Genomic DNA, 12,865 nt, shown 5'->3' on the forward strand with positions numbered 1-12,865 from the left:
GATTCAGGCAAAATTAAAGAAAATACTCTTGTAACCAACTCATATTATCTACATTTAATCAAGGTTCATTACAGCAGATAAATATTCGAATCCAAATATAGAAAACTGAATTTTCTCTGTGTATCTTTGTTTCCTATAAATTAAATAGTTGTACCTCTTGAAACAAATCACTTCGATACAAAATCCATACATAAAATCTTTAGTGCAATTGCAGGAAAAAGCAAAAGCACGTAAACAATCCGGAACCTTTTTAATTGAGGGAAAACGTGAAATTTCTATAGCCATCAAAGGCGGTTACCAAATAGAAACGCTCTTGTTTTTACCTGAAATTTGTTCGGAAAACGAAGCGCGTCAATTATATAAAAATGCCGAGCTGATAGAAATCAATAAAGAAGTCTATCAAAAACTGGCCTATCGGGATACCACTGAAGGCATTTTGGCTGTAGCCAAAACCAAATCAATGAAATTATCTGATTTGAAATTATCTGAAAACCCATTGATTCTTATTGCCGAAGCACCAGAAAAACCCGGAAATATAGGAGCTTTACTTCGTACTGCCGATGCTGCTAATCTTGATGCGGTAATTATTGCCAATCCAAAAAGCGATTTATACAATCCAAATATTGTGCGTTCCAGCGTGGGCTGTTTATTCACCAACCAAATTGCAACCGGAACCACATCAGAGATTATTGCGTTTTTGAAAGAAAGAAAAATCAATTTTTATTGTGCGACTTTACAAAACTCCACTTCCTATCACACGCAGGATTACACGACGCCAACCGCTTTAGTTGTAGGAACGGAAGCCACTGGATTAACAGAAGAATGGCGAAAAGAAGCAACCCAAAATATTATTATTCCAATGCAGGGCGAGATCGATTCAATGAATGTTTCGGTTGCAGCCGCCATCTTGATTTTTGAAGCCAAAAGACAGAGAGGATTTTAGATTTTTGATTAACAATTTTAAAAACAAACTCTAGTTTCTTTAGTTTAAAATTCAAATATACATTTGCATATCTCCTAACTAATTTCTATTTTTAGGAATTGAACCATGCCGTTATGACAGAAATTGATATAGAAAAAGAGAATAAAGCAATTGCTCAAGAATACAAAGAATTACTTCGTATTAGCTACCAAACGTTAAGTGAAGAAGATAAAAAACTCATCCGAAAAGCATTTGACGTTTCCGTAGAAGCACATAAAGAACAACGACGAAAATCGGGCGAAGCCTATATTTTTCATCCTATTGCTGTGGCAAAAATTGTTGCTTCCGAAATAGGTTTGGGAGCTACATCCATCGCTGCTGCATTATTGCATGATGTTGTAGAAGACACGCCAACTACCATACAAGATATAGAACGTTTGTTTAATCCTAAAGTGGCTCAAATCGTTGAGGGATTAACAAAAATATCATTGGTACAAAAAGATCTTAATGTTTCCATGCAAGCAGAGAATTTCCGTAAAATGATATTGACGTTGAACGATGATGTACGCGTAATTCTGATTAAACTAGCCGATCGTTTGCATAATATGCAGACTATGGAATCGATGCAGGAGGACAAACAAACCAAAATTGCATCAGAAACCCTTTATATTTATGCACCTTTGGCACATAGACTCGGCTTGTACAACATAAAGACCAAACTGGAAGACTTAGGACTAAAATACACGGAACCTGCTATTTATAAAGAAATTGTAAGTAAAATAAAAGAAACCAAAGAAGAGCAAGATGCTTATATTGAAGATATTTCTAATGTCCTGAAAGCCTCTTTAGATACCGAAGGAGTTGAATACATTATAAAAGGACGTCCAAAATCTATCTATTCTATTCGCAGAAAAATGCAGGCGCAAAACGTGAGTTTTGATGAAGTGTATGATAAGTTTGCGTTGCGTATTGTATACAAAGCGACTCCACATGAAGAAAAATTCGTTGCTTGGAAAATATATTCTATTGTTACGGATCATTACAGACCTAGTCCAAGCCGTTTACGCGATTGGATTTCATCACCAAAATCTACCGGTTACGAAGCCTTGCACATTACAGTAATGGGACCAAAAGGGCGATGGGTTGAAGTACAAGTTCGAAGCGAACGTATGGATGAAATTGCCGAAAAAGGATATGCCGCACATTATAAATATAAGAACGGTGCTACTGAAGAAAGTGGTTTGGATGTATGGTTAAATTTACTAAAAGAAGCCTTAGAAAATTCCGAAACAAATGCAGTAGATTTTGTGGAAGATTTCAAAATGAATTTATATTCCAAAGAAATCTTTGTTTTTACTCCAAAAGGAGAAATAAAATCATTGCCTAAAGGAGCCACTTCACTGGATTTTGCGTTCAGTATTCACTCAGAAATAGGAATTCGAACCAGAGGAACGCGTGTTAATGGAAAATTAGTCCCTTTGAATTTCGAATTGAAAAGTGGGGATCAAATAGAAGTTATTACTTCACAACATCAAAAACCAACCATTAACTGGCTGGATTATGTGACTACTTCGAGAGCGAAAACAAAAATTAAAAACGTTTTAAACGAGAATACCAAGAAAATTGGCGAAGAAGGAAAAGAACTGTTGACCCGAAAATTAAAGCATTTAAAAATCACGTTAAGCGAGCAAGTGATTAATGAATTAGTCAACTTTTTCAAACTAAAAACAAGCCTGGACTTATTCTACAGAGTTGGAATTGGCGCTATTGAAAACCAACAGCTCAAGGATTACGCTGCGCAAAAGAGCAATACTTTCATTAATTTTTTCAAAAATAAAATGAAACGTTCTCCTAGCACTACTTCAGATGAGGATATTCATAAACCAATAATAAGCAGTAACTATGACATGCTCGTTTTTGGGAAAGAACACGACAAGCTGGATTACAAATTATCGCCTTGTTGTAATCCAATTCCTGGCGATGACGTTTTTGGATTTGTAACAATCAATGAAGGTATAAAAGTGCATAAAAAAGATTGTCCAAACGCCATTGGCATGCAATCAAACTATGCATACAGAATCATGTCAGCCAAATGGATTGACTCTTCACAAGAAGAATTCAAAGCCATTATTAACGTTACAGGAATGGATGTTTTAGGACTTACAAATCAATTAACAAAGGTGATTTCAAACAATATGCATGTTAATATACAGAGTATTTCTTTGAGTACTGATGCAGGAATTTTTCATGGTCAAGTTGCAGTAATTGTTCAAAACAATACCATTTTGAAAAAAATGATCAACAACATCAAAAAAATTGACGGAATCGATAAAGTAACAAGGGTTTATAAAACATAGAATAAAATCCAGTTTTTAGTTTCAAATCTCAATTTGCTCCACTTGAAATTAAAAAACTTGAAACTAAACAAACCTTAAACTTTATACTTTAAACTAAAAAAATTATCTTTGCCCGCATATGACACTCATTTCCACAGATAACACCAAAAACCAAGAAATTGTAAAAAATGTTTTTACAATGTATCTTGAAAAAAAAGGACATCGCAAGACTCCTGAACGTTATGCTATCCTTCAGGAAATTTACGATAGCGAAGAACATTTTGATGTAGAGAACCTTTATATCAAAATGAAAAACAAAAACTATCGTGTGAGTAGAGCAACTCTTTACAATACGATCGAATTGCTATTAGATTGTGCTTTAGTGCGTAAACACCAATTTGGACAAAATCAGGCACATTATGAAAAATCATATTTTGACAAACAGCACGATCATATCATAATGACTGATACTGGCGAAGTAATTGAGTTTTGTGACCCAAGAATTCAAAGTATCAAAAAAACAATCGAAGAAATATTCGACATAGAGATCACCAACCACTCGTTGTATCTCTATGGAACTAAAAGGCAAAAGAACAACTTGGACGAAAAAAATCGTTCATAAACATAAAAACTAACTACAAATAACAGATAGAATGACCGTAGATTTATTACTAGGATTACAATGGGGAGATGAAGGAAAAGGAAAAATTGTTGATGTTCTAACTTCAAATTACGATATTATCGCTCGTTTTCAAGGAGGTCCAAATGCAGGACATACTTTGGAATTTGACGGAATAAAACATGTTCTTAGAACTATCCCTTCTGGTATTTTTCATAAAACTGCTGTAAACATCATTGGAAATGGAGTAGTAATTGATCCTGTTGTTTTTCAAAAAGAAATTGAAGGTCTTGAAAAATTTAATTTAGATATCAAAAGCAAATTAATCATTTCAAGAAAAGCTCATTTAATTTTGCCTACTCACCGTTTATTAGATGCAGCTTCTGAAGCTTCTAAAGGTAAAGCAAAAATTGGTTCTACATTAAAAGGAATTGGTCCAACATATATGGACAAAACCGGTAGAAACGGAATTCGTGTAGGTGATATTGAACTTGAAGATTTTGCAGATCGTTACAGAGCTTTGGCTGATAAGCATGAAGAAATGATCAAATTTTACGATGTATCAATTCAATACAATTTAGCTGAAATGGAAACTGAATTCTTTGAAGCAATCGAAGAATTAAAAAAATTAGATTTCATAGATAGCGAAGAATATTTACACCAAGCCCAAAAAGCAGGTAAATCAATATTATGTGAAGGTGCTCAAGGTTCATTATTAGATGTTGATTTTGGAACATATCCATTTGTAACTTCATCTAACACTACTGCTGCTGGTGCTTGTACCGGTTTAGGGATTGCTCCAAATAAAATCAAGGAAGTATACGGAATTTTCAAAGCTTACGTAACACGCGTAGGAAGTGGTCCGTTCCCTACTGAACTTTTTGACGAAGATGGTGCAACTATGGCACGTGTAGGAAATGAATTTGGATCTGTAACCGGAAGACAAAGACGTTGTGGATGGTTAGACTTAGTAGCGCTTAAATATGCTGTTCAGGTTAATGGTGTAACACAATTGATGATGATGAAAGGTGATGTACTTTCAGGTTTTGAAACCTTAAAAGTATGTACGGAATACAATTATAAAGGAGAGAAAATTTCTCATTTCCCTTATAACATCGAACCAGAAAATGTAACTCCAGTATATCAGGATTTCAAAGGATGGAAACAAGATTTGACTGGTATGACAACTTATGATGAATTACCTACAGAGTTGAAAGAATACATTGCATTCATTGAAAAAGAAGTGGAAGTTCCTATCAAAATAGTTTCTGTAGGTCCAGACAGAAAGCAAACTATTCTAAAATAAGATCACCAAACGTCCCGATAAATCGGGACGTTTTTTTTTCCTCTCCCCAACCCTCTCCAAAGGAAAGGGAGTCGAGACTGGATTATTTTTTACTAATAATTTTCTACTTAAACAGAAAAAAAATACTTTCAATACATCCATGAAAAATCCAACTATCAAAATACAAAAAACCGAATTATTATCTGACAATTGGTACATCTTAAACAAAGTAACTTTTGATTATCAAAAAAAAGACGACTCTTGGATTACACAAAAAAGAGAAGTCTACGATAGAGGAAACGGCGCCGCTATTTTACTTTATAACAAACAACAAAAAACAGTTATTCTAACACGTCAGTTTCGTTTGCCAACGTATCTTAATGGAAATGAAACCGGAATGATGATAGAGGTTTGTGCAGGACTTTTGGACGCTGACAATCCGGAGCAATGTATCATTCGAGAAACTGAAGAAGAAACAGGATATCGTATTTCTAAAGTCAAAAAGGTAATGGAAACGTATATGTCGCCAGGTGCTGTAACTGAAATTTTATATTTATTTGTTGGTGAATACGATGAATCTATGAAAGTAAGCGATGGTGGCGGAGTAGCACACGAAGAAGAAAATATAGATGTAATGGAAATGCCTTTCGACGAAGCGTATGCTATGATCGAAAGCGGTCAAATGCAAGACGCTAAGACGATTATGTTGTTACAATATGCAAAAATTCATAATTTGATTTAATGAGCAATACGACTAAAGGAGTTTTATTTGCTTTATTTGCTACCTTGCTATGGTCTGTAAATATGGTAATTGCAAGTGGGATCAAAGGTCACATTCCTCCTGTTGGATTGGCTTTTTGGCGCTGGACAGTTGCGTGTATTGTTTTGGCTCCATTTGCAATAAAAAGTACGATTAAAAGTTTCAAAATCGTAAAGAAACACATTCGGTATCTTACGCTTACGGCTGTCTTAGGCATCACTATTTTTAATACGCTGATTTACTTTGCAGGAAAAACAACGAGTGCAGTCAACTTATCGTTAATCGCCATTTCAATTCCGTTGTTTATTGTTGTACTCTCCAGAATTATTTTTAAAGAGAAAGTGTCTAATATAAAAATAGTGGGAATTGTAACCATAATCACAGGAGTTTTAGTGCTTATTTCCAAAGGTTCCATACAAGCATTATTGCATATCAACTTTACCATTGGGGATTTATTAATGCTTGTAGCTTGCTTCTTTTTTGCTTATTACACGATATTAGTTCGACAAAAACCAGATGAATTAACTCCAAAAGTATTTTTGTTCAGTGTTTTTGTAATTGGTACTATTTTACTGTTCCCTTTTTATATGTTTGAACATGTCTATTACAAAAAAGTAATTTTTGACACTAAAACAGTTCTAGTTACCACATATGTTGGCGTTTGCGCTTCCTTAATTTCATTTTATTTATGGAACGAAGCCATTCGACTAATTGGAACATCAAAAACTGCGTTAATTTATTATTTGATTCCTGTATTCAGTGGGATTTTGGCATATTTTTTTCTTAACCAAGCCATTCTACTAACCCAAATCATAAGTATGGGAATCATTATTACGGGGTTATTGATTACCAATAAGAAGTAAAAAATTAAACTTTTGACAAAACAAAAAAGCAGAATGAAACAAATTCATTCTGCTTTTTGTTTAAAAGATATACTGAAAATTACTATTTATTAGGCTGTGGAGTCATTCTTAAATACGGCTTTACTCTTTCATAGCCTTTTGGAAATTTAGCAGCAATATCTTCGTCCTTAACAGCTGGCGAAATTACTACTCTATCGCCATCTTTCCAGTTTGCCGGTGTTGCTACGCTATATTTTGCTGTCAATTGCAAACTATCAATTACACGCAATAATTCATCAAAATTTCTACCGGTTGACGCAGGATAGGTTAACGTTAATTTTATTTTCTTGTCTGGTCCGATTATAAAAACCGAACGAACCGTGAAGCTCTCACTTGCATTGGGATGAATCATATCATACAATTCAGCGATATGCTTGTCTTCATCGGCAATTATGGGAAAGTTTACAGTTGTATTTTGAGTTTCATTGATGTCTTTGATCCATTTCATGTGCGAATCTACTCCATCAACACTCAATGCGATTACTTTTACATTTCGTTTTTCAAATTCAGGATAATAATTCGCAACTGTTCCTAACTCAGTGGTGCAAACAGGTGTAAAATCAGCTGGATGGGAGAATAGAATTCCCCAAGAATCTCCTAACCATTCATGAAATTTTATTTTTCCTTGTGACGTTTCTGCTTCAAAATCAGGAGCAATATCGCCTAATCGTACTGTTGCCATAGTAATTTAATTTATTGATTAGTAACACTGTAAGGTATTGAAATAAAAGCAATAAAGGCGAAAACTAATCTTAAAGTTGTACTAATTTTCATGAAAAAAAGAAAGCAATCAGGAAACGAAATGCCCTAGCCCTGATCGAAACGGCATCTCCCGATTTAGAAAAACAAGGCTTTTTCAGCCCTAGTTTTCTAAATCAGGAATACAGAGCAGAGCAGGAAAAAGCTCCTGTAGAGAAGTGTTATTTTTTCTTTAAATTGGGTAAAAAGAGCGCTATAATCCCTATCAAAGGTAAATAAGCGCAAAGATAATACACGTACGTTATGCTGGTGTGATCTGCAAGATTTCCCAATAAAGCGGAACCTAAACCACCCATTCCAAAGGCAAAACCATAGAAAAGACCTGAAACCATCCCGAGTTTTTTAGGCAATAATTCTTGCGCATAAACCAAGATAGCCGGAAATGCAGAGGAGATTATGATTCCAATTACGACCGACAAAACGCCTGTCCAAAATAAATCAACATACGGCAACAATAAAGTAAAAGGTGCTGCTCCCAAAACCGAAAACCAAATCACGTATTTCCTTCCGAATTTATCACCTAACGGTCCGCCAATTAAAGTTCCTATGGCGCAAGAGGCCAAAAATAAAACCAAATGAAATTGTGCTTCCTGAACCGATAATCCAAATTTTTCGATTAAATAAAACGTAAAATAACTGGACATACTGGCCATGTAAAAGAATTTTGAAAATATCAAAACCAACAAAATCCCTACTGAGATGACAATCTTTCTTTGGGACAAATTAGGCAAATCGATTACCGCTTTCTTTGCACTTCTTAAACTTAAATGGTTTTGATACCACAGGGCAATTCTACTCAAAACAATTAATCCGATGATGGCAACTACCACAAACCAAATGATGTAATATTGTGAATTAGGAACCACAATTAAGGCGACCAACAAAGGCCCGATGGCAGTTCCGGCATTCCCTCCCAACTGAAAAATGGATTGTGCCAAACCACGCTTTCCACCAGATGCTAAAAAGGAGATTCGGGAAGCTTCAGGATGAAAAATAGAAGAACCAATTCCGACCAAAACAACTGAAATTATAATCATTTCAAAACTGGAAGCATACGATAAACATACAATTCCGGATAAAGTAAACAGCATTCCGAAAATTTGAGAAAAAGGTTTTGGTCTTTTATCGGTATACAAACCAACCAAGGGCTGTAATATAGAGGCCGCCAGTTGATACGCCAAAGTGATTAATCCGATTTGCGTGAAGGTTAAATTGAAATTTTCTTTTAAAATAGGATACGTTGCAGGAATTACGGCTTGTAATAAATCATTCAATAAATGGGCGAATGCGATAGAAAATAATATAGAATAAACGGTTTGCTGCGCAATGGGAGTTGTATCTATTTTTGATGTAGTATCAAGAGATGAATTCATATTTTTTAAACTAAATTACTAATTATTGGTTCTGATGAGTTTCAGAAAATTAAACATACTGAACCACAAAATACCAAAATAACAAGGTGATAAACGATAATGGAATTCCGAAACCTATCATCATGCTGCTTAAACGGGGTTTTAAACCGTGGGTAGAGGCTAAAATACAAGCCGTTATCATAGGCGCCATAGCTGACTCCATTATAGCAACTTGAATAATTTTAGAATGCTGTTGCAAAATTACGACATACAATACGTAAATGAGAGCAGGAGTCAATATTAATTTATACAAAAGTCCCAGTCCTAAAAACCTCCAATGCTGGCTTTTTCGGTCAAAGCGCAGTTGTAAACCAACAGAAAGCAAAGCCAAAGGTGTTACTCCACTTCCCAATTTTTGAAATACAAGCTGTACATATTCATGGAAATCGACATTAAAAACATTCATCAAACAGGCAATCAAAAAAGTTATAAATGGCGGAAAAAGAAGAATTTTTTTAGCGATTTGAAAACCATTCGGGTTACCACTGGAATATAAAGTTGCCACTAAGATTCCTAAGGTAGAAAGCACCACAAAAGAACCAGGTTGATCGACTAAAATAGCCGTTTTCAAACCTTCTTCCCCATATAATGCTTCAATTATTGGAAAACCTAAAAAGGAAGTATTCCCCAAACCGGCCGTTAAAATTAAACAACCAATAAGTTTTTTAGACCAACCGAATTTGGCACCTAAAAAACTAAAAAGCAAATAGGACACAACAAAACCAATCCAAGCAACTCCAATTGGGAACAGTAATTCATTGCTCCATTTTATTTTTGGGATATAATATAATGCTAAAGCTGGAAGACAGATGTAAATAACAATCTTGTTTAAGAGCTTATAAATAGTTACAGGAAACCCTTTTATATTTTGGAATACAATCCCAAGGAATAGGAAAACAAAGATTAGGATGAAATTAGTCATAGTTTAATTTGATTACAAAAATACCACTTAAATTTATTTTGAGAAGTAAAAAAATCTTGCTTTAAATACTACACTATGTTAAAAAAGAAACAATAATTGGAAATTACAATTTTAGACGTATATTTGTAATATATTTTATTACAGTATGATTTCAGGTAAATTTGCAATAACACTACATATCCTAACCTTACTCACTAAATTCCCAGACGAATATTTATCCTCTGAATTTATTGCGGGTAGCGTGAACTTACATCCCGTTTTGGTACGGAAAGAAATTGCAAACCTGAAAAAAAATAATATTGTAGAAAGTAAAGAAGGCAAAAACGGAGGGACAAAATTATTAAAATCGGCATCAGATATTTCATTAGATACCATATTCAAAATGACTTTTGATTCTGTTAGCTTAGGTTTTTCAAAGAATGAGCCTAATCCAAAATGCCCTGTCGGAAAAAAAATCAATGAAAATTTAGAAGATTTATATGAAAACATCAATGAAAAAATCAGCTTACAATTAAGCGGCATTACATTGGAAAATTTTTCTAATCAATTTTAAAACTATTTTTTTATACTAAACTGTAACATTTTTTATTACTTTTAAATACATATAATTATGAAAATCGCAATTATCGGAGCCACAGGATTTGTAGGTTCAGCAATTTTAAATGAATTGGCAAGTCGCAATCATGAAATAACGGCTATAGCCAGAAATACTAAAAATGATGGAAACACAGCTATAAAATGGGAAAAAGCAGACATCAACAACGTTGAAGAACTGTCTAAAATTATTGCTGGAAATGATGTGATTGTAAACGCTTTCAGCGCAGGTTGGACCAATCCAAATTTATATACCGATTTTCTTGAAGGATCAAAAGCGATTCAAGAAGCCGTTAAAAAATCTGGTGTAAAACGTTTTATAACCATTGGCGGTGGCGGAAGTTTGTTTGTTGCTCCTAATTTACAAGCAGTAGACACACCGGATTTTCCAAAAGAATATTATACAGGAGCTACTGCCGCAAGAGATTATTTGAATATTATTAAAGATGAAAAAGAGTTGGATTGGGCATTTTTCAGTCCGGCTTTTGAAATGCACCAAGGCATAACTACAGGAAGAACGGGTAAATACCGTCTGGGATTAGAAAATCCTGTTTTTGATGAAAATCAGAGAAGTATTTTATCCGTTGAAGATTTAGCAGTAGTTATCGCAGATGAAGTTGAAACCCCAAAACACCATCAGGTTCGTTTTACAGCAGCGTATTAATTCTATATGTTTTTTTCTAAAATAAAACAGTTTCATAAGGCAGTTGCTTTTTGAAACTGTTTTTGTTTTCACTACTTTTACTATTCTAAAAAATAGTTTTGCCAAATAAAAAACACCATCCAAGCGCCTTAAACGAAAAACCCGGAATTTCTGCTCCTGAAATTATCAGCGCTGTTGCTGTCGAGCATATTCAGCAATTTAGAAAAATACAACCTTCTGCAAAAGAACTCGTTAAAGGAATTTTAGACGAAAATATTACTGCGCTAAGTCGTGCCATTACTTTAGTCGAAAGCACGAACGTAAATCATTTGGCTAAAGCCAACGAAGTGATAAATGCCAGCTTACCTTATGCCAATAAATCCGTCAGAATAGGAATTACAGGCGTTCCAGGAGTTGGGAAAAGCACCTTTATTGAAGCTTTTGGGAAATACTTGACTGGTTTAGGAAAAAAAGTAGCAGTGCTTGCAGTTGATCCGAGCAGCACGATTTCGCATGGAAGTATTTTGGGTGACAAAACCCGAATGGAAGAATTGGTGAAAGATAAAAATGCTTTTATACGACCTTCAGCTTCCGGGGAAACACTAGGCGGTGTAGCTCGTAAAACCCGAGAAACCATAACGCTTTGTGAGGCTGCCGGCTTTGATACCATCATCATAGAAACCGTTGGAGTTGGTCAAAGTGAAACTGCCGTTCACAGCATGGTTGATTTTTTTCTTTTATTGAAAATTTCTGGTGCGGGCGATGAATTACAAGGTATCAAACGCGGAATCATGGAAATGGCGGATGCTATTGTCATTAACAAAGCCGATGGCGATAATGTAAAAAGAGCGCATCTTGCTAAACTGGAATTTAATAGGGCGTTGCATCTTTTCCCTGCTAAAAAATCAGGTTGGACTCCTACAACTGCTGCCTGTAGCGCCATAACCCATGAAGGAATATCCAATGTTTGGGAAACCATTCAGAAATTTCTGGAACTTACAAAAGGCAATAATTACTTCTTTGAAAAACGGAAAGAACAAAACCAATATTGGATGTTAGAAACGATCAACGAGCAGTTGAAAACGAATTTTTACAACAATCCAGAAATTCAAAAATCACTGGAATCAACTAAAAAAGCGGTGCAAAATGATGAAATTTCACCCTTTGCAGCCGCTCAAAAATTATTGGAAAAATATTTTAAAAAAGACTAATCTATTCTGTTCTTCTTTTTCCTTGTAAATAAGATTGGTATCCATACTTTAACATTAAAACACCAAGAGCAATCTTACCAAATTTACCAATAATATATCCTACAATATGTCCAGAATTATAGGCTTCACTAGCGTTTACATTTGATTTAATTTCAAACGGAAAAAAGTTAAAAACCCCTTTAATTATAAGTATTGTGCCAAAAATAAACATAGAATACATAAATACATTTTTCATTTGAATATAAATTTGGTAAGACAAAAATTTAACTACTCCTCGTAAAGTTTTATTTCTCGATCATAAAACTCATTGGCAAGAACGATTAATCCTTCCATTTCAGCATTTAATTCTGCCTCGTCAAGGTCTTCAGCTTCTTCCATAAACTCTACTTCATCATCTTTAAGATTGATGATAAATCTTGGGTAATCAAGGTGTATGATGAAAATATCTTCGGGAAAATCAGTATTGTCTCCTAGTAAAAATTTTGGTAATTCCATGAATT

14 protein-coding genes are annotated in these 12,865 nt (G+C 34.5%); 9 read left to right on the forward strand and 5 right to left on the reverse strand.

Annotation, left to right across the window (positions count from 1 at the left end; genetic code table 11):
* The first annotated feature begins 157 nt into the window (after positions 1-157).
* From ACXX80_RS01565 to ACXX80_RS01590, 6 genes are all read left to right on the forward strand, one after another.
* Positions 158-943 carry a TrmH family RNA methyltransferase gene (locus ACXX80_RS01565; RefSeq protein ID WP_458551723.1) on the forward strand — a complete coding sequence of 262 codons (786 nt, stop codon included), beginning with the start codon at positions 158-160 and terminating at the stop codon, positions 941-943.
* Between the two features lie 113 nt (positions 944-1,056).
* Positions 1,057-3,279: a RelA/SpoT family protein gene (locus ACXX80_RS01570; RefSeq protein ID WP_458551724.1), complete on the forward strand. Its 2,223-nt coding sequence runs from the start codon at positions 1,057-1,059 to the stop codon at positions 3,277-3,279.
* A 118-nt stretch (positions 3,280-3,397) separates the two neighbouring features.
* A complete protein-coding gene (locus ACXX80_RS01575) occupies positions 3,398-3,880 on the forward strand; it encodes a Fur family transcriptional regulator (protein ID WP_458551725.1) in 483 nt (160 codons plus the stop codon).
* Between the two features lie 31 nt (positions 3,881-3,911).
* The gene (locus tag ACXX80_RS01580) at positions 3,912-5,183 is read left to right on the forward strand and encodes an adenylosuccinate synthase (RefSeq protein ID WP_417963129.1); all 1,272 of its coding nucleotides are present in this window, start codon (positions 3,912-3,914) and stop codon (positions 5,181-5,183) included.
* A 139-nt stretch (positions 5,184-5,322) separates the two neighbouring features.
* Positions 5,323-5,904, forward strand: a complete 582-nt coding sequence (gene nudK, locus ACXX80_RS01585) for a GDP-mannose pyrophosphatase NudK (RefSeq protein ID WP_315207175.1) — start codon at positions 5,323-5,325, stop codon at positions 5,902-5,904.
* Positions 5,904-6,785 carry a DMT family transporter gene (locus tag ACXX80_RS01590; RefSeq protein WP_458551726.1) on the forward strand — a complete coding sequence of 294 codons (882 nt, stop codon included), beginning with the start codon at positions 5,904-5,906 and terminating at the stop codon, positions 6,783-6,785. The genes nudK and ACXX80_RS01590 overlap by 1 nt, the downstream gene beginning before the upstream one ends.
* Positions 6,786-6,867: 82 nt before the next feature.
* On the opposite strand, the gene ACXX80_RS01595 is transcribed toward ACXX80_RS01590, so the two are convergent.
* From ACXX80_RS01595 to ACXX80_RS01605, 3 genes are all read right to left on the reverse strand, one after another.
* Positions 6,868-7,506 (reverse strand): peroxiredoxin, encoded by a 639-nt coding sequence (locus ACXX80_RS01595; RefSeq protein ID WP_458551727.1) that lies wholly within the window; start codon positions 7,504-7,506, stop codon positions 6,868-6,870.
* 238 nt (positions 7,507-7,744) lie between these two features.
* The gene (locus ACXX80_RS01600) at positions 7,745-8,956 is read right to left on the reverse strand and encodes an MFS transporter (RefSeq protein ID WP_458551728.1); all 1,212 of its coding nucleotides are present in this window, start codon (positions 8,954-8,956) and stop codon (positions 7,745-7,747) included.
* 49 nt (positions 8,957-9,005) lie between these two features.
* The gene (locus tag ACXX80_RS01605; RefSeq protein ID WP_417950351.1) at positions 9,006-9,917 is read right to left on the reverse strand and encodes an AEC family transporter; all 912 of its coding nucleotides are present in this window, start codon (positions 9,915-9,917) and stop codon (positions 9,006-9,008) included.
* Between the two features lie 145 nt (positions 9,918-10,062).
* Between ACXX80_RS01605 and ACXX80_RS01610 the strand changes: the two genes are divergently transcribed.
* The 3 genes from ACXX80_RS01610 to meaB all read left to right on the forward strand — a co-directional run bounded on the left by ACXX80_RS01610 (position 10,063) and on the right by meaB (position 12,365).
* Positions 10,063-10,470, forward strand: a complete 408-nt coding sequence (locus tag ACXX80_RS01610; RefSeq protein ID WP_458551729.1) for an Rrf2 family transcriptional regulator — start codon at positions 10,063-10,065, stop codon at positions 10,468-10,470.
* A gap of 57 nt (positions 10,471-10,527) precedes the next feature.
* Positions 10,528-11,175 (forward strand): NAD(P)-dependent oxidoreductase, encoded by a 648-nt coding sequence (locus ACXX80_RS01615; RefSeq protein ID WP_417979607.1) that lies wholly within the window; start codon positions 10,528-10,530, stop codon positions 11,173-11,175.
* A gap of 98 nt (positions 11,176-11,273) precedes the next feature.
* Entirely contained in the window at positions 11,274-12,365 is a 1,092-nt protein-coding gene (meaB, locus tag ACXX80_RS01620) for a methylmalonyl Co-A mutase-associated GTPase MeaB (RefSeq protein ID WP_458551730.1), read from the forward strand.
* 1 nt (position 12,366) lies between these two features.
* Here the strand turns inward: meaB and ACXX80_RS01625 are convergent, their stop codons facing one another.
* Together ACXX80_RS01625 and ACXX80_RS01630 are read right to left on the reverse strand one after the other, a co-directional pair.
* Complete coding sequence (locus tag ACXX80_RS01625; protein WP_458551731.1) at positions 12,367-12,600, reverse strand: hypothetical protein; 234 nt, start codon at positions 12,598-12,600, stop codon at positions 12,367-12,369.
* Positions 12,601-12,632: 32 nt separating this feature from the next.
* Positions 12,633-12,860 carry a DUF8828 family protein gene (locus ACXX80_RS01630; RefSeq protein WP_091204000.1) on the reverse strand — a complete coding sequence of 76 codons (228 nt, stop codon included), beginning with the start codon at positions 12,858-12,860 and terminating at the stop codon, positions 12,633-12,635.
* Positions 12,861-12,865: the final 5 nt, after the last annotated feature.

The sequence above is a fragment of the Flavobacterium sp. GNP002 genome, from assembly GCF_054343795.1.